Source organism: Allobosea sp. 05L423 (assembly GCF_056397745.1).
In genome coordinates, this window is the sequence record NZ_JBFTOA010000003.1 from 165,924 (window position 1) to 190,377 (window position 24,454).

Here is a 24,454-nt window from a genome sequence, read left to right on the forward strand (position 1 = left end):
GCCGGCGAAGGCGCCGATTCCGTCGCTGCGACATTAGGCGCGGGATCGCGCTGCGCCAATGCGGAAGCCCCCGATTGCCGCATGCAAAAAACCGTTTGACGCGGGCGCTTTGCGGGTGCATTGGCCCTCCTGCTCCCGGCCCGCGTGGCCGGCTGCTCACAGGAAACCTCAACCCGATGCCCAGCGACAGTCCCAGCCGACAGTCGAAGCCGTCTGCCGCCGCCTCGCGCGCCTGACCGGGTTGTCCGGCTCGCCTGCGATCCGGCCATGACGGCCCGATCGCAAGGAACAGAGCCATGAATGATACTGTCGCCACGACGGACCTCCTCGCCGTGACGCTGGCCCAGACGCTGGCGCAAGAGCACGTCGCCGACATCGTCGAGACGCTGAACGAACAGGACGAGGCGACGATCGCCCATGTCCTGGCGGAGCTGCCTTTCGACCGTGCCGTCGAGGTGCTCGATCAGCCCGAGTTCACCGCTGCCGCCGAGGCGCTGGCGCTGCTGCCGGATGGGCGCGCCGGCGCGCTGCTGTCGGCCATGTCGGCGGACCGCGCGGCCGACGTCTTCCAGGAGTTCGACGAGGAGACACGTCAGCGCTTGAGCGGCCGCATCGACCGCCAGACCCGCTCCGATCTCAAGAAGCTGCTGGCCTATCCCGAGCACAGCGCCGGCTCGATCATGACGACCGAGTTCGTGAGCGTGCCGAACAACTGGTCGGTGCAGCAGACGCTCGACCATATCCGCCGCGTCGAGCGCTCGCGCGAGACGGTCTATGCGATCTACGTGCTCGATTCCGTGACGCGCAAGCTGGTCCGCGCCGTCTCGCTGCGGCGCCTGATCGCCGGCGATCCCGAGGCGCCGGTCGAGTCGGTCGTTCCGGCGCACAAGCCGATCACCGTTGCCCCCGAGGTCGATCGCGAGGATGTGGCGCGGCTCATCACGAAATACGACCTGCTCTCCGTTCCCGTCGTCGACGCCGACGAGCACATCATCGGCATCGTCACCTTCGACGACGTGATCGACGCCATGATCGCCGAGACGACGGAGGACGTGCAGAAGCTCGGCGGCATGGAGGCGCTCGACGAGCCGTACAACGAGATCGGCTTCCTCTCGATGATCCGCAAGCGCGCCGGTTGGCTCTCGATCCTGCTGGTCGGCGAGATGCTGACCGCCTCGGTCATGCAATACTTCGAGGGCGAGCTCGAAAAGGCGATCGTGCTGACGCTGTTCATCCCGCTGATCATGAGCTCGGGCGGCAATTCCGGTTCGCAGGCGACCTCGCTGATCATCCGGGCGCTGGCGCTGCGCGAGGTCACGCTGAAAGATTGGTGGCGGATCGCACTGCGCGAATTGCCGACCGGCCTCACGCTCGGCGCCATTCTCGGCGTGATCGGCGTGGTTCGGATCATGGTGTGGCAGTGGCTCGGTCTCTACGACTACGGACCGCACTGGATGCTTGTCGCCGCGACGGTGGGCGGCGCGCTGGTCGGTATCGTCACCTTCGGCTCGCTCGCCGGCTCGATGCTGCCCTTCGCGCTGAAGCGGCTCGGTTTCGATCCCGCCAGCGCCTCGGCACCTTTCGTAGCCACGCTGGTCGATGTCACCGGTCTGATCATCTACTTCGGTGTCGCTGCGGCGATCCTGACCGGGACGCTGCTCTAACCGAAGAGGCCCGTCATTCTCGGGCGGAGCGCAGCTTCGACCCGAGAATCTCAGGTAGGAAGAGGTTCCTGCACCTACCGGTCACGAGATGCTCGGGGCGAGCCCGAGCATGACGAGCGTTTGAAACGTAAGATCAGCTGGCCAGAACGCGCTGCGGCGGGAAGGTGATCTCGACCAGCGTACCTTCCTTCTTGACGCTGGTGATCGACATCGCGGCGCGGTTGGCTTCGACCAGCGCCTTGGTCAGCGGCAGGCCGAGGCCGGTGCCGCCGGCGCGGCGCGTCGTCGGCACCTGCCGGAAGGGCTCGAGCGCGAGCTTCAGCTCGTCGTCATCCATGCCGATGCCGGTGTCGCGCACCCGCAGGATCGCCTCGCCCTGATCGCCGAGCGCGGTCGAGATGATGACCTGCCCGCCGGCATCGGTGAACTTCACCGCGTTCGACAGCAGGTTGATCGCGATCTGGCGGATCGAGCGCTCGTCGGCGACCACCGGCGGCAGCTTCGGCGACAGGCCGGAGCGCAGTACGACGCGCCCGCGCTGTGCCTCGGGCTGCAGCAGCGCCACGGTCGACAGCGCGATCTCGTTCAGGTTGACGCTGACGAAGTCGAGATCAAGCTTGCCGGCCTCGATCTTGGCGAGGTCGAGCAGGTCGTTGACGAGGCTGATGACGTAGCCGCCCGACTGATGGATGTCGCGCAGATATTCCTTGTAGCGCTCATTGGCGATGGGTCCGAAGCGCTCCTCGGCCATCACCTCGGCGAAGCCGATGATGGCGTTGAGCGGCGTGCGGATCTCGTGGCTGATCTTGGCGAGCACATCCGATTTCTGCGCACTCGCCATCTCGGCTGCCTTGCGGGCATCGACGAGCTCGCCCTCGGTCTTCTTCCAGGCGGTGATGTCGCGCAGCACCGCGCAGAAGCGCGGCTCGGTGCCATGCGCGATCTGGCCCATGGTCATGAACAGCGGGATCTTGCCGCCCTGGCGCACCCGGCCCTGGACCTCGCGCCCGTCGTTCAGCACCGAGGCGACGCCGCCGCCCTTGAGCCCCTCGAGGTAATCGAGTGCTGGCGCATGGCTCTCGCTGGCGAAGAGCAGCGTGAACAGCTCGCCGGTGACCTCGCGCTGGTCGTAGCCGAACAGCGCTTCGGCAGCCTTGTTGAGCGACAGGATGCGCCCGCGATCGTCGACGGTAACGACGCCGTCGGTCGCCGTGTCGAGCATGGCGGTGAGCTCGGCGATGCGGCCGTCGCGCGCTTCGGCGTCGAGCCTGAGCGCTTCCACGCGGGCGGCCGATTCCGCCTCCTCGGCCGCGAATTCCGCAGCGAGTTCGGCTTCCTCCGCCTCTTCCGGCGTCAGCACTGGTACTTCGCCACCGCCGCCGTTCGGATGGCGGAAGGCCATCAGCGTTGCCGGCTCGTCCTGCCAGCTCACGCTGGAGAGCACGGCATCGACACTGACCAGATGACCGAGGCGGTCGATCAGCGTCATCGCGCCGCCATCGGCCCGCGACGCCTCCTTGATCAGCCGGCTGACATTGCCGCCGGCCTTCAGGTCGGCGAGGTCGGCGAAATCAAGCAGCGCGAGCAGGGTGCGGTTGGCATAGAGCGCCTCGTCGCCGCGGTTGACCAGGACCGCGATGGGCAGCCGGTCGAGCACGTCGGCATGGGAGTTCCGCTGCCGCGCCGGGGCCGTGACCGTTTCGGCCTCCGCTGCCGGCTTCTCAGCGACGGCGGCGGCCTCTTCCTGTTCCTTGACCTGGAGCGGCGCTACCGGCGGCAGGCGCGGGCCGCTGGGCTCTTCGTCGCCGGCCAGGCGCGCACCGAGCGCCTTGGCGATCTCGCGGAAGGCATTGCGCTCGGCCGAGCTCAGATGCGGCTTCGACGGCTCGAGAAGAGGGCGCAGCGTCGTCAGCGTGCCGCCGTTGCGCAATGGAACGATGTTGTCGGAGGGCGCCTTCGTCCGCGGAGCAGCCTGCTCGTCTTCCGGTTGATCTGCGGGGGACGCTTCGGGTTCGTCGCGCCCTCCCAGCTCCGAGAGCGGAAACTCGCCGCTCTCGTCAGGGAGGTTTTCCGCTTCAGGCGCCACTTCGCGCTCTGCCGCGCGCTCCTCTGACGGCTCGTCTGCCTCGTCGGCTTGCGACCATCCCGCCTCTACGTCGGCAATGGCATGCGTCGCCTTGGCAGCTTCTTCCTGCTGATTCGCGTCCTCGTCCGCTAGGGTGGCTTCCGCTGGCGCAACAGGCGCGTCCGCCGCGGCCTGTTCAGGCGCGACACCGGACGCAGGGAACGGTTCGCGCTCGTTCAATCGGGCGATGCCGAAGCCGCGGAAGCCGGCGAGCGCGCGCGCCGCATCGAGGATCGGCACGCCCGACAGCTCGACGCGTGCGCCTTCACCGGGCGTATCTGTCTGCCAGAGCAGGTTGTGGCCGCTCCAGGTCGTGGCGGTGCCGAGCCGCTCGATCAGTCCGCCGTCACGGTCGAGAATGGTGGAGCCGAGGAGATCGTGCCAGCGCTGGCCGATCAGCCTGGCTGCTGCGTCGGCGCCCGTCAGGGCGGCGATCTGGTCGGACAGCTTGGTCAGCCGGGTCTCGCCGTCGCTCTGCCAGAGGAAGCGGATCGTCGACGGCCGCGGCGAGGTGGGCGAATCGGTCTGCGCCGACGGCGTGGCCGTCGCCGGTATGGCCGGCGTCGGCTCAGCCTTCGGAGGTATCGTGATGCCAAGGCGGCGCAGCTCGGCACCGGGGATGGCGATCGCCAGGACAGTCTGTCCGTCCGGGCAGGGCAGGAGCTTGCAGCCGCAGGTGACGGGGATGGCTGCGAAGCCGGACGTCAGGCGCAATCGTTCGAGGCGGATACCGGCCGCGGAGGCAAGGCCGCCGGCGAGCGCATCGAGCCGCTGCCGCGCCTGATTCGGAATGGCATCGGCCGCCTTGCCGCCGAGCAGTGACCAGCCGGCGTCGTTCGCGAAGCCGGGGCGCCCGACGGCCGCGTCCCAGAGCAGCAGGGCGCCGCCCGCGGCAAAGGACGCAAGGGCGGCGTCTTCAGCCGCCGCCACGCCCCGTCGCGTCCAGTCCTCTCCGGATTCGCTCATGCCTGCCCGCTCGTTCGATCCGCGCCTGTTATACCTAATGAATGCTTAATAGCTCCCAAACGGCGGCGAATCCATGGAACCAAAGATCGCTCTCCCGCTTCTCCTCGAAACAGCGTTAACATGCGCGGTGTCGCAACTGTCACGTTGTTGTCATTGCGGTGCAACAATGATATTGCAGTGCACAATGACGTAGGATTGGCTGTAGGACGACAGGAGGATCCCATGAACGGCAAACTGCCTTATGAAGTGCCGACCGAGATGCGCGAATTCGCCGAGCGTAGTGTCGAGCAGGCTCGCAAGGCCTTCGACGGTTTCATTGGCGCGGCTCAGAAGGCTGTGGACAGCGCCCATGGCTCCGCCGAGAGCGCCCGCGCCAACACCCATGATGCGACCCGCAAGGCCATCGCCTATGCAGAGAACAATGTCGCCGCCGCCTTCGACTTCGCCCAGAAGCTGGTGAAGTCCAAGGATCTCACCGAGGTCATGCAGCATCAGTCGGAGTTCCTTAAGTCGCAGATGGCGGCGCTCCAGGACCAGCTCAAGGATGTCGGCGCTGCCGCGCAGGAAGCTGCGGCCAAGGCTGCCGAGACCGTCAGCAAGGCCACGAAGGGCCGCTGAAACCTCACTGCCGGCGCGCGACGCGCCGGCATCGTCCTATCGGGCCGGGCCTTGCGCCCGGTCTCCGCTGTTTGCCGCTGAAGGAGAGCCGTCATGGTCAAGCCTGCTCCCACCAGGACGAAGTCCAAGGTCCCGGTCAGCCTGCCTCCGGTGAGGGCGCTGCCGTCCGTATCCGCCGAGCCGCAAGCTGCAACGCCGCCGTCGACGAGTGCCGAGGCCCGCCCCGCGGCCAGCCCTGCGGTGCCCCCTCAAGTCACTTTCGCCGCCGAGACCGCTGCGAAGCCTGCTTTGCCGACCGCAGCCGCTCCTCCGGTTGCCCAGAAGCCGTTGGTGACCGAAAAGCCGGTTTCATCCGCCATTCCGGCGCCGGTGCGGAACGATACGGTTGCTGCGGCCAAGCCGAATCCGGCCGATATGGCGCCGGCATCCCCGGCTGTGGTGAAGGCGGCTCCTGCCCAACAGCCGCCCGCGAAGATCGTTGCGTCCAAAATTCCAGCCACGGCCCTTGGGGCGCCGCTGAAGACCGCAGTAGCCAAAGCTTCCGTTGCTCCGAAGGCTGCCTCGCAAGAGACCGCCCCGCGCGTCAACGCCGCGCCGGCCGCGTTGAAGCCGGCTCGGGAACCCGCACGGTCGGCCGAAGCCGCGCCGTCTACTCCGGTCGTCAAGCCGGCCGATCCGGTCTCCGCGCCCGTGGCAGCCAAGCTGATCCAGCCGGTTTCGCTCGATTCGCTGCCGCGTCCGCCCGAGGCTGCAACCGTCGCGTCTTCGACCATCATGAGCCAGGCGCTGACGATGGCGCGGGCCTTCGGCGCTCTGCAGGCCCACATGCTCGACCATGCCTGCGCCGAGCTTGAGGCGACGTTGCAGGATGCGCAGAAGCTGGCGCGCAGCAACAGCGCCTCGGAGGCCATCACGCTTCAGGCCAAGGCGGTTCGCCGCAGCTACGAATCCTATGCGGAGCACCTGAAGGAGCTCGCGCGCGTCGCCAATACGGCGCTGCGCAAGGACTAGGTGCGGGGACAGGATCGGCGCGCTTGTGGGTGCGCCGAAATTCCTGCGGTGGAAATCGAATTCCGCGGTTGCAAAAGCGGCACGCCGGCTCTAGGGTCCGCGCCGCTGGTGATCCCCGCTGCGGCGGCCGGGTTCCACGCCCCGGGTACGGGCAGCCATAGCTCAGTTGGTTAGAGCGCTAGATTGTGGATCTAGAGGTCCCCCGTTCAAGCCGGGGTGGCTGTACCATCCTTCAAGTTTTTCCCTCATCGTCATGCGGCGCGGTCGGCTGCGGCCGAATCCGCGGTCCTCTTGAAGCGCGGCCATGGCTTCGCCATATCCTGCGCAAGCGAAAGGGTTCGCCTTTCGCCCGCGGGATGCTGCCGGCGGCGGGTCCCGATGTTTGTGAGGCGCCTTTCGAGGGCCTGGAAGAGATGACGCGTACGCCTAGCCTGTCACACCCGTTCCTGCTCGGCTTCGACGATATCGAGCGTGCGCTCGATCGCGTGGCCAAGGGCGCGAGCGAGGGTTACCCGCCCTACAATATCGAGCGGCTGCCCCGAACGGAGGACGAGCCCGATTGTCTGCGCATCACGCTGGCTGTGGCGGGCTTCTCGCGCGAGCAGCTCGAGATCACGCTGGAGGAGAACCAGCTGACGATCCGGGGCCGCCAGGGCGACGACAAGAATCGGCAATTCCTGCACCGCGGCATCGCCGCCCGTCAGTTCCAGCGGAGCTTCCTGCTGGCCGACGGCATGCAGGTTCTCGGCGCCGATCTGTCGAACGGCTTGCTTGCGATTGATCTCGTCAGGCCGGAACCGGAACGGCTCATCCGGCGTATCGATATCATGAGCCGAAAGTAGAGGACGGGTCACCGTCCAGCTTCGAAGGATGCGGCCGCGGTTTTCGCATCTGTTCATAATTGAAGGCGCAGTATCAGAACCGCATTCGCACTGCTCTGAAGGAGGGCGCGATGAAACAGGACAGAATCCTTATCCAGGCCGACCCGCTGACCCCTGCGGAATTCGCCGCGCTCGGCACCGGCGAGGTCGCTTACGTCAAGCCGATGACCTCTGACGAGTTGATGCGGATCTTTCCGCAGGCTCCGAAGATCGAGTCCGGCTTGCAGCTCTTCACTCTGCTCTCGGCCGACGGCGCGCCGATCCTCGTCACGGATTCGCGCGAGGCCGCCACGGCCAATGCCTGGGAGCATGATCTGAAGATGGTCAGCGTCCACTGACGCTGACCAGGCTTCCAGCCGCTCAGGGCGCGGTCGCCATCCCGGCGACCGCCGATTGCAGCCTCACAATATCCTCCGGCGTGGACAGGCGATGATCGCCGTCCTTGATCAGCGTCAGGACGACTGGATCGCCGCTGAGATGTTCGACGAGCTTCAGCGCCTGGCGCCAGGGCACGTCGGGATCGCGCATGCCCTGCAGGATGTGGACGGGGCAGCCGGCCTTGATCTCGCCGCCGAACATCAGATGCTGGCGCCCGTCCTCGATCAGGGCGCGGGTGATCGGAGTCGGATCGGGTGAATATTCGGAGGGGCGCTGCCAGACGCCCTCTTCGAGAATCGTCCGGCGGATGGCATCGGGCATCTGCGCCCACATCAGCTCCTCGGAGAAATCGACGGCGGGCGCGATCAGCACGAGGCCGGCCGGCTGCAGCGGCGTGCCGAACAGGCGGCGCGCAGCGAGCAGCGCGATCCAGCCGCCCATCGAGGATCCCACGAGGATCGGACTCTGCCGGCATTGGGTCTGGATGACCGCAAGCGCGTCCGCCAGCCAGTCCGACAGGGTGAAGCTGGCGAAGTCGCCTTCGCTCTCGCCATGCCCGCCATAGTCGAAGCGCAGATAGGTTCGCCCCGCGTCTCGGGTCCAGTCTGCAAGCGCCTCGGCCTTGGTCGCGCGCATGTCGGAGCGGAAGCCGCCGAGCCAGACCACGGGGGTTCCCGTGCCGTCCTGGATCAGATAGGCGAGGCGGCGTCCGGCGGGCCCATCTCCGACCTTGAGCCATTGCGGCGGCTGGCGCTCCAAGGCAAATCTCCTGTGACGAATCGCGCGGCCGCGGCGATTAAAGGCTGCGGCGGCTCTCCGATAGGGGCATATTCGCCCCAACGAATGAAAGTCCAGACCAAGAGAGCATGTCCTTCAAACCGGGTGCCCATCTTTCGCTGCCTTCTACCGAAACGCATCCGCTGGCGGGGCGGACGATCCTGCAGATCATTCCGGAGCTCGAGGCGGGCGGTGCCGAGCGGACCGCGGTCGACATCGCCAAGGGACTGACCGATGCGGGCGCCCGCGCGCTGGTCGCGACCGAGGGCGGGCGCCTCGTCGCCGAGCTTCAGGCCAAGGGCGGGGTTTGGCTGCCTTTCCCGGCGGCGTCGAAGAACCCGGTCGCGATGGCGCTCAATATCCGCAAGCTCGTGCTGCTCTGCCGGCAGGAGGGGGTGGAATTGATCCATGCCCGCTCGCGCGCGCCGGCCTGGGTCGCGCTCGGCGCGGCGCGGCTGCTGAAGCTGCCCTTCGTCACCACCTATCACGGATCCTACAACAGCCGCTCCGCGGTGAAGACGCTCTACAATTCGGTGATGGCGCGCGGTGATGTCGTCATCGCCAATTCCGGCTACACGGCCGAGCTGATTCTCGCGAAGCATCCGATGGCGCGGGACCGGATCAGGGTGGTCAACCGCGGCACCAATTTCTCGGCTTTTGCACCGGCAGCCGTCGGGGCGGAGCGGATCCAGGCGTTGCGCAAGGCCTGGGGCGTCGAGCCGCATCAGCGCATCGTTCTGCTGCCTGGCCGACTGACCGGCTGGAAGGGCCAGCGCGTCCTGATCGAGGCTGCACGCCTGATGCGGGACGGTGGTGATACCGATACCGCCTTCATCCTCGCCGGCGACGCCCAAGGGCGCGACGGCTATATGAAGGAACTCGACGGGCTTATTGCCAAGGCGGGGCTGGAAGGCCGTGTCCGGCGCGTCGGCCACTGCACGGATATGCCGGCGGCGATGCTCTCGGCCGCGGTCGTTGCCGTACCCTCGACCGAGCCCGAAGCCTTCGGCCGCGTCGCGGTGGAGGCGCAGGCGATGGGCGCGCCCGTCGTGGTCTCCGATCTCGGCGCCGTGCCCGAAACGGTGCTCGCCCCGCCGCAGGTCACTCCCGGCGAGCGCACCGGCTGGCGCGTCCCGCCGGGCGACGCGACCGCTTTGGCGGCCGGTCTCGCCGAGGCGTTGTCGCTGCGGCCTTCCGCGCGCGATGCGCTGGCGAGGAGAGCGCGCGAGCATGTGGAGAAGCACTTTTCGCTGGAAGCGATGGTCACCGAGACCCTCGACGTCTACTGCGCGCTGCTGGAACGCTGAGGTGTCAAGGCGCGGGCGAATGCCTGCCGCAGCGGCGTCATGCATTGACAACGCGCATCATTATGCAATGTGTCTGAATCAACGGCGCGAACTGCGCCAAATACAGGAGAATACCCCATTCGTCGCCCTTACCGTGCTGCCCCGGCCCCGACCAAGGAAGGTCCCCGCTCGAACCGTGATATCCGCGGAGTTCGCGAGGTACAGCTCATTGACGATACCGGCGCCAACCGTGGCGTAGTGTCGTTCTTCGAGGCGCTGAAGATCGCCGAGGATGCCGGTCTCGATCTGGTCGAGATCGCCCCGAACTCCGTTCCGCCCGTCTGCAAGATCCTGGATTACGGCCGCTTCCGCTTTCTCGAGCAGAAGAAGGCTTCCGAGGCGCGCAAGAAGCAGCGCACCATCGAAATCAAGGAGATCAAGCTCCGGCCCGGCATCGACAAGCACGATTACGACGTGAAGATGAAGGCCATGCAGGGCTTCTTCGAGGAAGGCGACAAGGTGAAGGTCACCCTGCGCTTCCGCGGCCGCGAGATGGCGCATCAGGACCTCGGCGTGAAGGTGCTCGAGCGCGTCAAGGCCGATCTCGTCGAGATCGCCAAGGTCGAAAGCGACTGGCAGCTCGAAGGCCGCCAGATGGTGATGGTGCTCGCACCGCGCTAACGCGAACGATCTCACGATCTCGTTCGGGTCGAGAAATGGGGCGCCTCCGGCGCCCTTTTTCATGCCGGTCGGAGCACTCTCGAGCGAAGTGTGTGCCGGTTCGCGTGAAGACTAAGGTAAAGAACTAGCGCAGAAGTCCGCCGAGCATCGCGTCGAAGGCGTCGGTCGCGGCCTGAAGGGCGGCTTCGGGTTCCGGAGCATGCGCGATCCATTGCGCCGCATGCTGGGTCGCGCCGACGATCAGCCGCGCCACGGCCTCCGGATCGAGCGGCGCCAGCACGCCGTCCGCGACGAGCTCGCCCAGTCCTCTGGTCATCATGTGGATGCAATCGTTCTGGATCGGCCAGTTCCAGGGATCGCCGAGCACGGCCGGCCCGTCGCGCAGGACGATGCGCTGGATCTCCGGTTCCAGCGCCATGGCGAGATAGGCGGCGCATTCGTCGCGGAAGCCGGTCCAGCGATCCTCCGCCTTGGCCGAGACGGCGCGCAGCCTGACCGTCATCTCCGCGTCGATCTGGTCGAGCACCGCGGCGAAGAGGCCCTTCTTGTCGCCGAAATGATGGTAGAGCGCGCCGCGGGTGAGGCCCGCTGCCGCGGTGAGGTCGTCCATCGATGCAGCCGCATAGCCGACCGAGCCGAATGCCTCGCGCGCGGCGGCGATCAGGCTGGCGCGGGTTTCCGCGATCATGTCGGCGCGAAGTCTGCGGGCCATCACATCCCTTTCACATACGTCCCGTATGTTAATTGACATACGCGGCGTATGCAATTATCCATCCGTATACGCGGCATATGTCCGCTTCCTTCGGGACAAGCCATGCCTAACACTTACCGCGAGATCTTCCGGGTGCCCGGCGCGCTCGCTTTTTCCGCCGCTGGCTTCGTCGCACGTCTGCCGGCCTCGATGGTCGGCCTCGGTATCGTCACCATGCTGTCGGAGCGACGCGGCGAATACGCCCTTGCCGGCGCTGTCGCCGCCGTGTTCGCGCTGGCCAGCGCGCTGATCACGCCGCAGGTCTCGCGTCTCGTCGATCGCTATGGCCAGCGCCGGGTGCTGATGCCGGCCGCCGGGGCAGGGGCCCTGGCGCTGAGCGGCCTCATGATCTCGACCTGGGCGGGCGCGCCGAGCTGGCTGCTCTTCCTCTTCGCGCTGCTCGCCGGCTTGATGCCGAGCATCGGCGCGATGGTGCGGGCGCGCTGGACGGAATTCTACCGCGACACGCCGCAGCTGCGCACGGCCTTCGCCTTCGAATCGGTGGTCGACGAGGTCATCTTTATTGTCGGGCCGATCGTGGCGATCGGGCTGAGTGTCGCCCTGTTCCCCGAGGCGGGGCCGCTTGCCGCCATGATATTCCTGGTGGTCGGCGTGCCGCTGCTCTGCGCCCAGCGCCGCACCGAACCGCCTGTCCGAGCCCGCTCGGCGGGAATGGATGCGTCCGTCATCCGGCTCGGCGGGGTGCAGGTCGTCGTGCTGGCGATGATTGCCGTCGGCGCGATCTTCGGCACCGCCGAGATCACCGCTGTCGCCTTCGCCGAGGCGCAGGGCCAGAAGGCGATGGCGAGCGTCGTCCTCGCCACCTATGCCGCGGGCTCCCTGATCGTCGGTCTCGTCTTCGGCACGCTGCGGTTGAGGGCCTCGCTCGCGACGCAGTTCGTCGCCGCGATCGCGCTCGCGGCGGCCACGACGCTGCCGTTGCTGGCAGTGACCGGCCTGGCTTCGCTGGCGCTGGTCTTCTTCATGGCTGGCGCGGCCGTCTCGCCAACGATCATCATCGCCATGGGGCTGATCGAGCGGCTGGTGCCGCCGCGCCAGCTAACCGAGGGCATGACCTGGGGCATCACCGGCATCGGCATCGGCATGGCCTTCGGCGCCTCTGCCGCCGGCGCTCTGATCGATGCTTTCGGGGCGCGCAGCGGCTTCTGGATCTCGGTCGCGGCCGGCGCCGTAGCGCTGATCGTCACGCTCCTCGGCTACAGCCGGCTGCTGGGCGAGCGGAAGGAGACGGTGGTTTGCGAGCCGGCCTGATCGGCCGGCCCGCATTTCGGCGCGTCAGCGGATCGGCGGGCCATATTGCAGGCCGCCCTGCGTCCACAGCTTGTTGACGCCGCGCGGCAGCGGGTTGCTGGTCTTCGGACCGAAATGGCGCTCGAAGCTCTCGCCGTAATTGCCGACGGCCTTGATGATGCGCACCACCCAGTCGTTGGTCAGGCCGAGACCTTCGCCGAACTTGCCTTCGGCGCCGAGCATGCGGCGGACTTCCGGGTTCTGCGAGGTCTTCGCCAGCTCTTCGACATTGGCCTGGGTCACGCCGAGCTCCTCGGCATTGATTGTCGCGATCACGGTCCAGCGCACGAGATCGAACCAGGCCGGATCGTTCTTGCGGACCCAGGGGCCGAGGGGCTCCTTGGAGATGACCTCCTGCAGCAGCATGTGCTCGTCGGGATTCCTCAGCCTGCCGCGCGTGCCGGCCAGCGCCGAGAGATCGGTGGTGTAGGCGTCGCAGCGGCCGGCCTCATAGGCCTGCACCGTATCCTCCAGCGTTGCGAAGGCGACGGTCTCGAACTTGATGCCGTTGGTGCGGCCGTAATCGGCGAGGTTGAGCTCGGTGGTCGTGCCCTGCGCGACGCAGACCGAAGCGCCGTTGAGGTCCTTCACCGTGTTCACGCCGAGCTTCTTGCGGACGATGAAGCCCTGGCCGTCATAATAGTTGATGGCGGTGAAGGTGACGCCCTGGCCGATGTCGCGGCCGAGCGACCAGGTTGTGGTGCGGGCGAGCACGTCGATCTCGCCGGACTGCAGCGCGACGAGGCGGTTCTTGCTGGACAGCGAGAGATAGCTCGCCTTGTCCGGGTCGTTGAAGATCGCGGCGGCCAGCGCCCGGCAGACATCGGTGTCGAAGCCCCGCCAGATGCCGTTCTTGTCTTGCAGGGAGAAGCCGGGCACGCCTTCGCTGGTGCCGCAGATGATGTTGCCGCGTGCCTTGATCTTATCGAGGGTCGACTGGGCAAGCGCTGGGGCCGAGGCGGCAGCCGTCAGGGCGAGGCCTGCGGCGAGGCTGAGCAGAAGCTTCTTCACGGGGGGATTCTCCAGATGCGGAACGCGCCTGTTGACCTTACGTTGTGACAGGCGTCTGAAGGAAGCGCGTGGATTGCTGCTGCTTTTACGGGCAGCCTCACATGGCATTGCCGGCTTCGCACTTGCCAGAACGGCACTTTTCTGCGATAGGGCCGGCCTTCGATCGCCCGGCTGATAAGGGCTGCCGTGGCGGTCGTGCTTTGCTTCCTGAAAGCAAGACATTGGCAACGCGTTCAAAAAAGCGCGGCGCCGCGACCATTGAGGAGCTGAAATGCCCAAGATCAAGACTAAATCGGCCGCGAAGAAGCGGTTCAAGATCACCGGAACCGGCAAGGTGATGTACGCCCAGGCCGGCAAGCGTCACGGGATGATCAAGCGGACCAACAAGCAGCTCCGCAATCACCGCGGCACCACCGTCCTGTTCGAGGGCGATGCGGCCAACGTGAAGAAGTTCTTCCTCCCCAACGGCTGACGCCCCCTGACATTCCGGAGATCATGACATGGCTCGCGTGAAACGGGGCGTAACGTCCCACGCCAAGCACAAGAAGACACTGAAGGCCGCCAAGGGCTTCTATGGCCGCCGCAAGAACACGATCCGCGCCGCCAAGGCGGCCGTCGATCGGTCGATGCAGTACGCCTATCGCGACCGCAAGAACAAGAAGCGCTCGTTCCGCGCTCTCTGGATCCAGCGTCTCAACGCTGCGGTGCGTGAGCACGGCCTGACCTATTCGGTCTTCATCGGCGGCCTGATCAAGGCCGGCATCGAGCTCGACCGCAAGACCCTGTCCGCGATGGCCATCGACGATGCGGCTTCTTTCGCCGCCGTGGTCGAGACGGTCAAGGGGGCGCTCGGCGCGCAGGCCCAGGCCGCCTGAGCGGTTTGATATTGCTGAATTGGGAAAGGCCGGCGGTGACGCCGGCCTTTTTCTTTGGGCCGCCTTCCCCCGTCATTCTCGGGCGGCGCCAGCGCGGACCCGAGAATCTCTAGTCGAAAGAGGCGCAGGCCGCATCACGTCTGCACGCTGCCGTTGCCCGGCGGGTTCCAGCCGTCGCCGGCGCCCGCGACGATCCGGTCATAGGCCTCTTCCGGCGTATCGGCATAAGCGAACAGCTTCAGATCCGCCGGGCGGATGAAGCCGGCCGCTTCCATCCGGTCGAGGTTGAGCAGGCCCTTCCAGTAGCCGGAATCGTAGAGCACGATCGGCACCGGCCCCATCTTGCCGGTCTGGACCAGCGTCATGATTTCGAACAACTCGTCGAGTGTACCGAAGCCGCCGGGGAAGACGACGAGCGCCGCGGCACGCATCGCCAGATGCATCTTACGCATCGCGAAATAATGGAAGAGGAAGGTCAGGTCGGGCGTCGACCAGGCATTCGGCTCCTGCTCGTGCGGCAGAGTGATGTTGAAGCCGATCGAGATCGCACCGGCTTCGGTGGCCCCGCGATTGGCCGCTTCCATGATGCCGGGCCCGCCGCCCGTGGCGATGACGTGATGGCGTCCGGCCTCGCCGTCCAGCAGCGCGCCGCCGCGCTCGGAGGCGATGCGGCCGAATTGCCTTGCCGCCTCGTACCAGGGATTGCCCTCGCGCACGCGCGCCGAGCCGAAGACGACGATGGTCGAGACGACGCCGCGCGCCCGCAGATGGTCCTCGGCCTTCTGGTATTCCAGCATGAAGCGCACGCCGCGGGTCGAATCACCGAGGATGAAGTCCGGGTCGAGCGCGGCGAGCCGGTAGGACGGCGATTCCTTCTGATGGGTGTTGTCGGGCAAGGCATCCTCCTGCATCGGCATCGGCTGCGCCGGGTTGTTCGGCAAAGCGTCGCTTCGCTCTGGCATAAGCCGGCCGTTCCCGCTAGAACGCGCCCGTTCCCACGCCTTCAAACGCTTGCGACCTGTTCATGATCGATATCGCCACCCTGGAACGCGACGTCCTCGCCGCGATCGCTTCTGCCGCCGATGAAGCCGCCGTCGAGGATGTGCGCATCGCCGCCCTCGGCAAGTCCGGCTCGATCTCGGCGCTGCTGAAGACGCTGGGCGCGATGACGGCCGATGAGCGCAAGGAAAAGGGCCCGCAGATCAACGGCCTGCGCGATCGCGTGCAGGGAGCGATCGCCGCCCGCAAGGAGGCGCTGGGCGAGGCTGCTCTCGAAGCCAGACTCGCTTCCGAGCGCGTCGACGTGTCGCTGCCGGTTCAGGACGGCCCGGAGGCGCGCGGCCGCATCCATCCGATCAGCCAGGTCATCGACGAGATCACCGCCATCTTCGGCGACATGGGCTTTGCCATCGCCGAAGGGCCGGATGTCGAGACCGACGATCTCAACTTCACCAAGCTGAACTTCCCGGTCGGCCATCCCGCCCGCGAGATGCACGACACCTTCTTCTTCGCGCCGGACGCGAACGGCGAGCGCAAGCTGCTGCGCACCCACACCTCGCCGGTGCAGGTCCGCACCATGCTGGCGCAGCAGCCGCCGATCCGCGTGATCTGCCCGGGCCGGACCTATCGCAACGACTCCGACCAGACCCACACGCCGATGTTCCATCAGGTCGAAGGGCTCGTCATCGACAAGTCGGCCCATCTCGGTCATCTGAAGTGGATCCTCGAAGAGTTCTGCAAGTCGTTCTTCGAGATCGACGACGTGAAGATGCGCTTCCGCCCGTCCTTCTTCCCCTTCACCGAACCCTCGATGGAGGTCGACATCCAGTGTTCGCGCAAGGGCGGGGAGATCCGCTTCGGCGAGGGTGACGACTGGCTGGAGATCCTCGGCTGCGGCATGGTTCACCCGAACGTGCTGCGCAATTGCGGGCTCGACCCGGAGGTCTATCAGGGCTTCGCCTGGGGCATGGGCATCGACCGCATCGCCATGCTCAAATACGGCATGCCGGACCTGCGCCCCTTCTTCGAGGCGGATGTACGCTGGCTCGCCCATTACGGCTTCCGCCCGCTCGACCTGCCAACGCTGACGGGTGGCCTCTCCTCATGACGGCACGGACCGGGCAGGGGAGGGCGCGATGACGCCTGCGGGCTGGGCGGCGGCGATCGCCGTGCTGCTGGTTGCGATGAACCTGGTCAGCCAGGCCATCGCGCTCTGGCGGCTGCGCCGGCCCATGCAGCGCTCCGCCCTGCTCGACAGATTGCCGCCGGTCACGATCATCAGACCGGTGCGCGGCATCGAGGCTTTCAGCCGCGAGACCGCGGTCTCGGGCCTTGAGCTCGATTATCCCCGCTACAGCACGATCTTCTGCGTCGCCGATGCCCACGACCCGATCATCCCGCTGATCGAGGAGCTGATCGGAACCCATGGCACGGAGAAAGTCCGGCTCATCGTCGGCGACGTCGCCGTCAGCGCCAATCCCAAGCTCAACAACTGCGTCCGGGGCTGGGAAGAGGCGACGACCGATTGGGTCATCCTCGCCGATTCCAACGTGCTGATGCCGAAGAACTATATCCAGCGCATGCTCGCAGCCTGGCAGCCTGATACCGGCCTGGTCTGCTCGACGCCGGCCGGCTCGCGGCCGCAGAGCTTCGGCGCCGAGGTTGAATGCGCCTTCCTCAATGCCTTCCAGGCGCGTTGGCAATATGTCGGCGAGGCGCTGGGGCTCGGCTTCGCGCAGGGCAAGTCGATGCTCTGGAACAAGCCTTTCCTGGATGCGAATGGCGGGATTGCCGCGCTCGGGCAGGAGATCGCGGAGGATGCCGCCGCCACCAAGCTCGTGCGCGGGGCCGGCAGGCATGTCCATCTCGTCGGCCAGCCCTTCGAGCAGCCGTTGGGGCCGCGCCGTCTGGCGGATGCGGTGCAGCGTCAATTCCGCTGGGCGCGGCTTAGGCGTGTCACCTTCCTGCCGTTCTTCATGCTGGAGATCCTCTCCACGCCGTTCCTGGCAGCCGTGCTGGCGGCTTTTGGTGCTTCGGCTGTGGGCCTGCCGTTCTGGGCGCCGCCGCTGCTGGTACTGCTGCTCTGGTATGCCGGCGACATCATTCTGTCGGCGAGCGTCGGCTGGTTCCTGAACTGGCGCGCGCCCATTGCCATGCTCGTGCGCGATATCTCCTTCCCCGGCGTCTGGGCCTATGCCTTCGTCGGTGGCGAGGTGAGCTGGCGCGGCAACGCGATGAAGATCCGCGCTGACGGCACCAATGAGCTCAACGATACGGCCCCGAAGCTTTCGGCGGCGAACGCGAAGATTTCCGACTGATCCGAAGATACTGACCCGATAGCGCGATGAAATTCACGATTTCCTGGCTCAAAGAGCACCTCGCCACCGACGCCTCAGTCGCCGAGATCGCCGAAACCCTCACCCGTATCGGCCTCGAGGTCGAGGCGATCGAGGATCGCGCCGCCGCGCTGTCGGCCTTTACCATCGCCTATGTCATCGAGGCGAAGCAGCACCCGAACGCGGATCGCCTGCGCGTCTGCATGGTCGACACCGGTACCGGTGAGCCCGTCCAGGTCGTCTGCGGTGCGCCGAACGCCCGCACCGGCATGAAGGGCGTGTTCTCGCCGCCGGGCAGCTACATCCCCGGCAAGAAGGTCACGCTGGGCAAGGGCGTGATCCGCGGCATCGAATCGAACGGCATGCTGGTCTCGGAAGCCGAGCTCGAGCTCTCGGACGACCATGACGGCATCATCGAATTGCCCGCTGACGCGCCGGTCGGCCAGCCCTATGCGACCTATGCCGGGCTTGACGACGCCGTGATCGAGATCGCCGTGACACCGAACCGCGCCGATGCGCTGGGCGTCGCCGGTATCGCTCGCGACCTGGCGGCCGCCGGCATCGGCAAGCTCAAATCGCAGCCGATCCAGCCGGTGCGCGGCTCGTTCCCATGCCCGGTCAAGGTCACGCTCGACTTGACCGACGAGGACCGCAAGCTCTGCCCGGCCTTCGCGCTGCGTCTCGTGAGGGGCGTGAAGAACGGCCCGTCGCCGGATTGGCTGCAGGCGCGTCTGCGCGCAGTGGGCCTGCGCCCCATCAACGCGCTGGTCGACATCACCAATTTCATGACGCTCGACCGCAACCGGCCGCTCCACGTCTTCGATGCGGCCAAGGTGACGGGCAATCTCACCGTCCGCCGCGCCAGGGCGGGCGAGACCATCCTCGCCCTCGACGGCAAGACCTATACGCTCACCGACGAGCAGGTCGTGATCGCCGACGAGCACGGCGTCGAGTCGCTCGCCGGCATCATGGGTGGCGAGGCTTCGGGTAGCAGCGAAACGACGACCGACGTGCTGATCGAGAGCGCCCTCTGGGACCCGCTCAACATTGCCCGTTCTGGCCGCGCACTCGGTATCAACTCGGATGCGCGCTATCGCTTCGAGCGCGGTGTTGACCCCGACTTCGCCCGTCCGGGCCTCGATCTCGCCACGGCGATGGTCATCGAGCTCTGCGGTGGCGAGGCCTCCGAGATGGAGTTCGTCGGCGAATTGCCTGGCAGCCCGGCCACGATCGATTTCCCCTGGTCTGAGGTCAAGCGCCTGACCGGGCTCGACCTGCCGCAGGACGAGATGCAGGCGGCGCTGACTTCGCTCGGCTTCGACGTCTCGGGCGCGGGCGACCGCGTGAAGGTTGCCCCCCCGTCCTGGCGTGCCGATGTCGGCGGCAAGGCCGATCTCGTCGAGGAGATCGTCCGGATCGCTGGTCTCGACCGTGTCGCCTCGACGCCGCTGCCGCGCATCAAGGGCGAGGTCGTCAAGCCGGTCCTCACCGTGCTCCAGAAGCGCACGCGCATCGCCAAGCGCACCCTGGCGGCGCGTGGCCTCGTCGAAGCCGTGACCTGGTCCTTCATCTCGCATGACCAGGCCAAGCTCTTCGGTGGCGGCTCGCCCAAGCTCGCGCTCGCCAACCCGATCGCCGCCGATCTCTCCGACATGCGCCCGTCTCTGCTGCCGGGCCTGATCCGGGCGGCGCAGGCCAATGCCGACCGCGGTCTCCCCGACGTCGCTCTGTTCGAGGTCGGTCAGGTCTTCAAGAGCGACGAGCCGGAGGGCCAGCTCATCGCCGCGACCGGCTTGCGTCGCGGCACCGCCCGCCTCGACGGCGTTGGCCGTCATTGGGACGGCGGCGCCAAGAATGTCGACGTCTTCGACGCCAAGGCCGATGTGCTCGGCCTGCTCTCCGGCCTCGGCGTCCCGACCGGCGGCTTGCAGATCGTTCCGGGCGGCCCTGGCTGGGCCCATCCCGGTCGCTCGGCCACGCTGCAGTTCGGCCCGAAGGGCATCGTCGGTGCTTTCGGCGAGGTCCATCCTCGCATCCTCAAGGCACTCGACGTCAAGGGGCCGCTGGTCGCCTTCGAGATCCATCTCGATGCGCTGCCGCTGCCCAAGTCCAAGCCGACCAAGGTCAAGCCGAAGCTCGCCCTCTCCGATTTCCAGCCGGTGACGCGCGACTTCGCATTCATCGTCGACAAGGCAGTGGCGGCCGGTGACATGGCCAGGACGGCGCAGGGCGCGGACCGTGTCCTGATCGCGAATGTCGGCGTCTTCGATCTCTATGAGGGGCCGGGTGTCGAGGCCGACAAGAAGTCGGTCGCGCTCGCCGTGACGCTGCAGCCGACCGAGAAGACCCTGACCGAGGCCGAGATCGAGGCCGTCGGCTCGAAGATCGTCGCAGAGATGGGCAAGCGCTACGGCGCAACTCTGCGCGGCTGAGAGCGGCACCACGCCTGCGTCATGCTCGGGCTTGACCCGAGCATCTCCTGATCGGGATTCTCGGGTCTGCGCTTCGCTCCGCCCGGGATTGACGGCCGCGGCCACCATTGATCAGGATTATGTAATAATCCGCAGAAGAAATCCCTGAGCTTTCAGGGTATCGGCTGGCGCATTCTTGCATCGCCGCGATCTGATGACACTCACCGAACGTCCCGTTGCGGACAATCTGTTTCCCGGTTTTCGCCTGCTCGACATCGAGACGTCGGGCGCGCGCATCCGCGTGCGCACGGGTGGAGAGGGGCCGCCCCTCCTGCTGCTGCACGGCTATCCGCAGACCCATGCGCTCTGGCACAAGGTGGCCGAGCGGCTGAAGGACCGCTTCACGCTGGTCTGCGCCGACCTGCGTGGCTATGGCGACAGCGAGAAGCCGGCGACCGACGCCGAGCACGCGCCTTATTCCAAACGCGCCATGGCGCAGGACATGGCGGAGGTGATGACCGCGCTCGGCCATCACAGCTTCTTCGTTGGCGCCCATGATCGCGGGGCGCGGGTCACGCATCGCCTCGCGCTCGACCATGCCGAGCGTGTCATCCGCCTCGCTACGCTCGACATCGCGCCGACGCGCGAGATGTACGCCCACACGACGGACGCCTTCGCCCGCGCCTATTGGCACTGGTTCTTCCTGATCCAGCCCGCCCCCTTTCCAGAGCGGATGATCGGGGCCGACCCGGAGGCTTACTGGCGCAAGAAATGCGGCTCGGGTTCGGCCGGGATGACGCCCTTTGCGCCGGAGGCGCTCGCTCACTACCTGCGCTGCTTCGCCGATCCGGCGACGATTCACGGCTCTTGCGAGGATTACCGCGCCGCAGCGACCATCGACATCCGCCATGACGACGAAGATGGCGGCCGCAAGCTGACGCAGCCGCTGCTCGCGCTCTGGGGCGCCAACGGCATTATCGGCAAGTGCTTCGACCCTCTGGCCTTGTGGCATGAGCGTGCGCAGGATGTGCGTGGCCACGCCCTCCCGGGCGGGCATTACCTCGCGGAAGAGGTCCCCGACCTCGTTGCCGCGGAATTTAACGCCTTCTTCGGAGCAACATCATGAGCGGGACCAATCGCGTCTATCGTATCGCCGTCATCCCCGGCGACGGCATCGGCAAGGAAGTCATGCCCGAGGGACTGCGCGTGCTGGAGGCCGCTTCCAAGAAGTTCGGATTCGAACTGCGTCTCGACGAGTTCGATTTCTCTTCCTGCGATTACTACGCGAAGCACGGCAAGATGCTGCCGGACGACTGGAAGGAGAAAATCGGCGGGCACGACGCGATCTATTTCGGCGCGGTCGGCATGCCCCAACAGGTGCCCGACCACATCTCGCTCTGGGGCTCGCTGCTGCTGTTCCGGCGCGAGTTCGATCAATACGTCAACCTGCGCCCCGTGCGGCTGATGCCGGGCGTTCCCGGCCCGCTGGCCAACCGCAAGCCGGGCGACATCGACTTCTTCGTCGTGCGCGAGAACACCGAGGGCGAGTATTCCTCGGTCGGCGGGCGCATGTATGCCGGCACCGAGCGCGAGATCGTCATCCAGGAGACGGTGATGAGCCGCGTCGGCGTCGACCGCGTGCTGAAATACGCCTTCGAACTGGCGCAGCGCCGGCCGCGCAAGAAGCTGACCTCGGCCACCAAGTCGAACGGCATCTCGATCACCATGCCCTATTGGGACGAACGGGTGAAGGAGATGGCGAGGAAGTTCCCGGATGTGGCGGTCGACCAGTACCATATCGACATCCTCACCGCGCATTTCGTCCTGAATCCGGACCGTTTCGACGTGGTCGTCGCCTCCAATCTCTTCGGCGACATCCTCTCGGACCTCGGCCCGGCCTGCACCGGCACGATCGGCATCGCGCCTTCCGGCAATATCAACCCGACGGGCGATCATCCCTCGCTGTTCGAGCCGGTTCACGGCTCGGCGCCGGATATCGCAGGCCAAGGCATAGCCAATCCGGTCGGCATGATCTGGTCCGGCGCCATGATGCTCGATCATCTCGGCGAGCACGAGGCTGCCAAGGGCATCGAGGCGGCTGTCGAGCGGGCGCTGGGCGATGCCCGCACGCGTACCCGCGATCTCGGTGGCTCGCTCGGAACGGAAGCGGCGGGCAAGGCGGTCGAACAGGCTCTCTGATCGGCGACGAACAGGGACGTCAGGTTGCAACAAGACGAGCCCCGGCCGCTTCGACCGGGGTCATGTGGCTGAGAACGGATTTGAACTCATGGATATTTCGTCGATTTCCATCGTCGACCCCCGGATGTGGGGCAAGCTTGCAGAGATCATCGCCCTCAACATCGTGCTCTCGGGCGACAATGCGGTCGTGATCGCGCTCGCCTGCCGCGCGCTGGCGCCGGCACAGCGCACCAAGGGCATCGCGCTCGGCGCCGGCGTCGCCGTCGTGCTGCGCGTGGTCTTCACGGTGCTGATCGCCTCGCTGCTCAATGCGCCCTTCCTGCGCATCGTCGGCGCTGCGCTGCTCATCTGGATCGCGGTGAAGCTGATCGTCGAGGACGAGGGGCAGGACGAGAACTCCGTCGCCGCCAGCAGCAAGCTCTGGAAGGCCGTGCAGACGGTCGCCATCGCCGACATCGTCATGAGCCTCGACAACGTGCTGGCCATCGCCGCCGTCGCCAAGGATTCGATCCCGTTGCTGGTCGCCGGCCTGATCATCTCGATCCCGCTGATCGTGCTTGGCGCCTCGCTCATCACCAATCTCCTGAGCCGCTTCCCGATCCTCGTCTGGGCCGGCGCGGCGTTGCTGGGCTGGGTCGCGGGCGAGATGTTCGAAAGCGATCCGTGGCTGGTCGACCGGTTTGGCGCGGAACTGCTGCACAAGCTCGAATATCCGGCCGCGATCCTGGGCGCTCTGCTCGTGGTCGGTCTCGGCTACTTCATCAAATCGCGCCGGCCCGATCCGGCTCACTGAAGAAAAGGGGCAGACCGAGTGATGGATTTTTCCTCCTCCACCTTCTGGATATCGTTGCTGCAGATCATCTGGATCGACCTGCTGCTCTCCGGCGACAATGCGGTCGTGATCGCTCTCGCTTGCCGTTCGTTGCCGGAGAGCCGCAGGAAGATCGGCATCTGGCTCGGCGCCGGCGCGGCCGTCGGCCTGCGCATCATCTTCGCGCTGGTCGTGACCTATCTGCTCGGCGTGCCCTATCTGAAGGTGATTGGCGGCATCCTGCTGTTCTGGATCGCGATCAAGCTCGCGGTCGGAGAGGAAGAATCCCACGGCAATATCGAGGCGAGTGAAAGCCTCTGGAAGGCCGTGCGCACCATCGCCATCGCGGACGCCGTGATGAGCCTCGACAACGTCATCGCCATTGCGGCGGCGTCGCGCGGGCATGCCGAGCTCTTCATCTTCGGTCTGCTGCTCTCGATCCCGCTGATCATCATGGGCGCGCAACTGCTCACCTCGATCATCGAGCGCTTCCCGATCCTGATCTGGCTCGGTGCTGCGCTCCTGGGCTGGATCGCTGCCGAGATGATCCTTGGCGACATTGCCGTGCTGCAGTGGCTGCAAGTGAACTGGCCGGATTGGGTCAAGCCGGTTCCGACGGATGTCAGCCCGATCGGCATCGGCCCGGCAAACCTGCCGCACTATGCGGCGGCGGTCATCGGCGCGCTCTTCGTCTGCGCCGTCGCCTACGCGCTGAAGCGCAAGCCGGTCGACCAGCCCGGCTGAACGTTAGCCTTCACCCAGAACGATCGCCGCGGCGGCCAGGATTTCCTGGCCGCCGTTTTTCATGATGCGCAGATGCCCGCCCGCTTCGGCCCGGAGCGATGGGTCGGTGACGCGAAAGGCGCTCTCCGACAGGAGCGATACCGCAAAGCTCTCCGGCGCTCGTCGGAAGCCGACGCCAAGCGCCTTCACATAGGCCTCCTTCGCCGCCCAGATTCGCGCGAAGAGGAGCGGGCGAAGGGCGCTGGCCGCCGTGGCGAGGAACCCGCGTTCGTCCGGATGCAGCAGGTCGAGAGGGGCGGTGCCCTCCGTCTCGATGCGCTCCACATCGACGCCGATGGGTCGTGCTGCCATGCCGACGGCGACGATTCCGGCCCGCGTCGCGAGCGAAAGCTGAAGCCCCGGCGCCTCGGGCCGGACGAGCAGCGGTCGCCCGGCCGGGTCATGCGCCATGACGACATCCTCTCGCGCGCAGCCGAGCTGCCGCGCCAGCAGGCGCCGCGCCACGCTACGCCTCAGCTCGGAGCGCTCCGCGAGGTTGCGCGGGCTTGCACCCGTCGGGATCAGCCAGACGGCCGGGAGGGCAGGGGCCGCGCTGTCGGCGGAATCGAGCCAGAGCATG

23 protein-coding genes and 1 tRNA gene are annotated in these 24,454 nt (G+C 66.6%); 18 read left to right on the forward strand and 6 right to left on the reverse strand.

Features of this window, described 5'->3' with window-relative positions:
- Positions 1-296: 296 nt before the first annotated feature.
- Positions 297-1,664 (forward strand): magnesium transporter, encoded by a 1,368-nt coding sequence (gene mgtE / locus AC1DNE_RS08915; RefSeq protein ID WP_441468800.1) that lies wholly within the window; start codon positions 297-299, stop codon positions 1,662-1,664.
- Between the two features lie 133 nt (positions 1,665-1,797).
- Here mgtE and AC1DNE_RS08920 read toward each other — a convergent pair whose 3' ends face one another.
- Positions 1,798-4,755 carry an ATP-binding protein gene (locus AC1DNE_RS08920; protein WP_476803804.1) on the reverse strand — a complete coding sequence of 986 codons (2,958 nt, stop codon included), beginning with the start codon at positions 4,753-4,755 and terminating at the stop codon, positions 1,798-1,800.
- Between the two features lie 222 nt (positions 4,756-4,977).
- Between AC1DNE_RS08920 and AC1DNE_RS08925 the strand changes: the two genes are divergently transcribed.
- From AC1DNE_RS08925 to AC1DNE_RS08945, 5 genes are all read left to right on the forward strand, one after another.
- Entirely contained in the window at positions 4,978-5,373 is a 396-nt protein-coding gene (locus tag AC1DNE_RS08925; protein WP_441468798.1) for a phasin, read from the forward strand.
- Between the two features lie 93 nt (positions 5,374-5,466).
- The gene (locus AC1DNE_RS08930; protein ID WP_441468797.1) at positions 5,467-6,384 is read left to right on the forward strand and encodes a phasin family protein; all 918 of its coding nucleotides are present in this window, start codon (positions 5,467-5,469) and stop codon (positions 6,382-6,384) included.
- A gap of 151 nt (positions 6,385-6,535) precedes the next feature.
- Positions 6,536-6,612 (forward strand) — tRNA-His (locus AC1DNE_RS08935).
- A 185-nt stretch (positions 6,613-6,797) separates the two neighbouring features.
- Positions 6,798-7,226 (forward strand): Hsp20 family protein, encoded by a 429-nt coding sequence (locus AC1DNE_RS08940; protein ID WP_441468796.1) that lies wholly within the window; start codon positions 6,798-6,800, stop codon positions 7,224-7,226.
- Between the two features lie 110 nt (positions 7,227-7,336).
- Positions 7,337-7,603 (forward strand): BQ00720 family protein, encoded by a 267-nt coding sequence (locus tag AC1DNE_RS08945; protein ID WP_441468795.1) that lies wholly within the window; start codon positions 7,337-7,339, stop codon positions 7,601-7,603.
- A gap of 22 nt (positions 7,604-7,625) precedes the next feature.
- Here AC1DNE_RS08945 and AC1DNE_RS08950 read toward each other — a convergent pair whose 3' ends face one another.
- On the reverse strand, positions 7,626-8,402 hold the full coding sequence (locus AC1DNE_RS08950; RefSeq protein ID WP_476764906.1) for an alpha/beta hydrolase: 777 nt from the start codon (positions 8,400-8,402) through the stop codon (positions 7,626-7,628).
- Positions 8,403-8,509: 107 nt separating this feature from the next.
- Between AC1DNE_RS08950 and AC1DNE_RS08955 the strand changes: the two genes are divergently transcribed.
- Positions 8,510-9,727, forward strand: coding sequence for a glycosyltransferase family 4 protein (locus tag AC1DNE_RS08955; RefSeq protein WP_476764907.1), 1,218 nt, complete (start codon positions 8,510-8,512; stop codon positions 9,725-9,727).
- A 117-nt stretch (positions 9,728-9,844) separates the two neighbouring features.
- Entirely contained in the window at positions 9,845-10,387 is a 543-nt protein-coding gene (infC, locus tag AC1DNE_RS08960) for a translation initiation factor IF-3 (RefSeq protein WP_441468974.1), read from the forward strand.
- A 124-nt stretch (positions 10,388-10,511) separates the two neighbouring features.
- Here the strand turns inward: infC and AC1DNE_RS08965 are convergent, their stop codons facing one another.
- Entirely contained in the window at positions 10,512-11,099 is a 588-nt protein-coding gene (locus AC1DNE_RS08965; RefSeq protein ID WP_441468792.1) for a TetR/AcrR family transcriptional regulator, read from the reverse strand.
- Positions 11,100-11,201: 102 nt separating this feature from the next.
- Here AC1DNE_RS08965 and AC1DNE_RS08970 point away from each other — a divergent pair, with 102 nt between their 5' ends.
- Complete coding sequence (locus AC1DNE_RS08970; RefSeq protein ID WP_441468791.1) at positions 11,202-12,410, forward strand: MFS transporter; 1,209 nt, start codon at positions 11,202-11,204, stop codon at positions 12,408-12,410.
- Positions 12,411-12,434: 24 nt separating this feature from the next.
- On the opposite strand, the gene AC1DNE_RS08975 is transcribed toward AC1DNE_RS08970, so the two are convergent.
- Positions 12,435-13,460, reverse strand: a complete 1,026-nt coding sequence (locus tag AC1DNE_RS08975) for an amino acid ABC transporter substrate-binding protein (RefSeq protein WP_476764908.1) — start codon at positions 13,458-13,460, stop codon at positions 12,435-12,437.
- 271 nt (positions 13,461-13,731) lie between these two features.
- On the opposite strand from AC1DNE_RS08975, the gene rpmI reads away from it, so the two are divergent.
- Together rpmI and rplT are read left to right on the forward strand one after the other, a co-directional pair.
- A complete protein-coding gene (gene rpmI / locus AC1DNE_RS08980) occupies positions 13,732-13,932 on the forward strand; it encodes a 50S ribosomal protein L35 (RefSeq protein ID WP_377846399.1) in 201 nt (66 codons plus the stop codon).
- A gap of 28 nt (positions 13,933-13,960) precedes the next feature.
- The gene (gene rplT, locus AC1DNE_RS08985; RefSeq protein ID WP_441468789.1) at positions 13,961-14,335 is read left to right on the forward strand and encodes a 50S ribosomal protein L20; all 375 of its coding nucleotides are present in this window, start codon (positions 13,961-13,963) and stop codon (positions 14,333-14,335) included.
- A 134-nt stretch (positions 14,336-14,469) separates the two neighbouring features.
- On the opposite strand, the gene AC1DNE_RS08990 is transcribed toward rplT, so the two are convergent.
- A complete protein-coding gene (locus AC1DNE_RS08990; RefSeq protein WP_441468973.1) occupies positions 14,470-15,246 on the reverse strand; it encodes an LOG family protein in 777 nt (258 codons plus the stop codon).
- A gap of 113 nt (positions 15,247-15,359) precedes the next feature.
- On the opposite strand from AC1DNE_RS08990, the gene pheS reads away from it, so the two are divergent.
- From pheS to AC1DNE_RS09025, 7 genes are all read left to right on the forward strand, one after another.
- Entirely contained in the window at positions 15,360-16,442 is a 1,083-nt protein-coding gene (gene pheS, locus AC1DNE_RS08995) for a phenylalanine--tRNA ligase subunit alpha (protein WP_441468788.1), read from the forward strand.
- A 28-nt stretch (positions 16,443-16,470) separates the two neighbouring features.
- Entirely contained in the window at positions 16,471-17,652 is a 1,182-nt protein-coding gene (locus AC1DNE_RS09000; protein ID WP_476764909.1) for a ceramide glucosyltransferase, read from the forward strand.
- A 26-nt stretch (positions 17,653-17,678) separates the two neighbouring features.
- On the forward strand, positions 17,679-20,102 hold the full coding sequence (gene pheT / locus AC1DNE_RS09005) for a phenylalanine--tRNA ligase subunit beta (RefSeq protein WP_476764910.1): 2,424 nt from the start codon (positions 17,679-17,681) through the stop codon (positions 20,100-20,102).
- A 193-nt stretch (positions 20,103-20,295) separates the two neighbouring features.
- Positions 20,296-21,207 (forward strand): alpha/beta fold hydrolase, encoded by a 912-nt coding sequence (locus AC1DNE_RS09010; protein WP_476764911.1) that lies wholly within the window; start codon positions 20,296-20,298, stop codon positions 21,205-21,207.
- Positions 21,204-22,280 carry a tartrate dehydrogenase gene (locus AC1DNE_RS09015; protein ID WP_476841012.1) on the forward strand — a complete coding sequence of 359 codons (1,077 nt, stop codon included), beginning with the start codon at positions 21,204-21,206 and terminating at the stop codon, positions 22,278-22,280. The genes AC1DNE_RS09010 and AC1DNE_RS09015 overlap by 4 nt, the downstream gene beginning before the upstream one ends.
- 88 nt (positions 22,281-22,368) lie before the next feature.
- On the forward strand, positions 22,369-23,073 hold the full coding sequence (locus AC1DNE_RS09020; protein WP_476764913.1) for a TerC family protein: 705 nt from the start codon (positions 22,369-22,371) through the stop codon (positions 23,071-23,073).
- Between the two features lie 21 nt (positions 23,074-23,094).
- Positions 23,095-23,835 (forward strand): TerC family protein, encoded by a 741-nt coding sequence (locus AC1DNE_RS09025; RefSeq protein ID WP_476764914.1) that lies wholly within the window; start codon positions 23,095-23,097, stop codon positions 23,833-23,835.
- A gap of 3 nt (positions 23,836-23,838) precedes the next feature.
- On the opposite strand, the gene AC1DNE_RS09030 is transcribed toward AC1DNE_RS09025, so the two are convergent.
- The gene (locus tag AC1DNE_RS09030) at positions 23,839-24,453 is read right to left on the reverse strand and encodes a 4'-phosphopantetheinyl transferase family protein (RefSeq protein WP_476841013.1); all 615 of its coding nucleotides are present in this window, start codon (positions 24,451-24,453) and stop codon (positions 23,839-23,841) included.
- Position 24,454: the final 1 nt, after the last annotated feature.

Excerpts from the sequence above, each read along its gene's own strand:
- mgtE (WP_441468800.1), top strand. The coding sequence starts at position 297 with ATGAATGATACTGTCGCCACGACGGACCTCCTCGCCGTGACGCTGGCC.
- AC1DNE_RS08920 (WP_476803804.1), bottom strand. The coding sequence starts at position 4,755 with ATGAGCGAATCCGGAGAGGACTGGACGCGACGGGGCGTGGCGGCGGCT.
- AC1DNE_RS08925 (WP_441468798.1), top strand. The coding sequence starts at position 4,978 with ATGAACGGCAAACTGCCTTATGAAGTGCCGACCGAGATGCGCGAATTC.
- AC1DNE_RS08930 (WP_441468797.1), top strand. The coding sequence starts at position 5,467 with ATGGTCAAGCCTGCTCCCACCAGGACGAAGTCCAAGGTCCCGGTCAGC.
- AC1DNE_RS08940 (WP_441468796.1), top strand. The coding sequence starts at position 6,798 with ATGACGCGTACGCCTAGCCTGTCACACCCGTTCCTGCTCGGCTTCGAC.
- AC1DNE_RS08945 (WP_441468795.1), top strand. The coding sequence starts at position 7,337 with ATGAAACAGGACAGAATCCTTATCCAGGCCGACCCGCTGACCCCTGCG.
- AC1DNE_RS08955 (WP_476764907.1), top strand. The coding sequence starts at position 8,510 with ATGTCCTTCAAACCGGGTGCCCATCTTTCGCTGCCTTCTACCGAAACG.
- AC1DNE_RS08965 (WP_441468792.1), bottom strand. The coding sequence starts at position 11,099 with ATGGCCCGCAGACTTCGCGCCGACATGATCGCGGAAACCCGCGCCAGC.
- AC1DNE_RS08970 (WP_441468791.1), top strand. The coding sequence starts at position 11,202 with ATGCCTAACACTTACCGCGAGATCTTCCGGGTGCCCGGCGCGCTCGCT.
- rpmI (WP_377846399.1), top strand. The coding sequence starts at position 13,732 with ATGCCCAAGATCAAGACTAAATCGGCCGCGAAGAAGCGGTTCAAGATC.
- rplT (WP_441468789.1), top strand. The coding sequence starts at position 13,961 with ATGGCTCGCGTGAAACGGGGCGTAACGTCCCACGCCAAGCACAAGAAG.
- AC1DNE_RS08990 (WP_441468973.1), bottom strand. The coding sequence starts at position 15,246 with ATGCAGGAGGATGCCTTGCCCGACAACACCCATCAGAAGGAATCGCCG.
- pheS (WP_441468788.1), top strand. The coding sequence starts at position 15,360 with ATGATCGATATCGCCACCCTGGAACGCGACGTCCTCGCCGCGATCGCT.
- AC1DNE_RS09000 (WP_476764909.1), top strand. The coding sequence starts at position 16,471 with ATGACGCCTGCGGGCTGGGCGGCGGCGATCGCCGTGCTGCTGGTTGCG.
- pheT (WP_476764910.1), top strand. The coding sequence starts at position 17,679 with ATGAAATTCACGATTTCCTGGCTCAAAGAGCACCTCGCCACCGACGCC.
- AC1DNE_RS09010 (WP_476764911.1), top strand. The coding sequence starts at position 20,296 with ATGACACTCACCGAACGTCCCGTTGCGGACAATCTGTTTCCCGGTTTT.
- AC1DNE_RS09015 (WP_476841012.1), top strand. The coding sequence starts at position 21,204 with ATGAGCGGGACCAATCGCGTCTATCGTATCGCCGTCATCCCCGGCGAC.
- AC1DNE_RS09020 (WP_476764913.1), top strand. The coding sequence starts at position 22,369 with ATGGATATTTCGTCGATTTCCATCGTCGACCCCCGGATGTGGGGCAAG.
- AC1DNE_RS09025 (WP_476764914.1), top strand. The coding sequence starts at position 23,095 with ATGGATTTTTCCTCCTCCACCTTCTGGATATCGTTGCTGCAGATCATC.
- AC1DNE_RS09030 (WP_476841013.1), bottom strand. The coding sequence starts at position 24,453 with ATGCTCTGGCTCGATTCCGCCGACAGCGCGGCCCCTGCCCTCCCGGCC.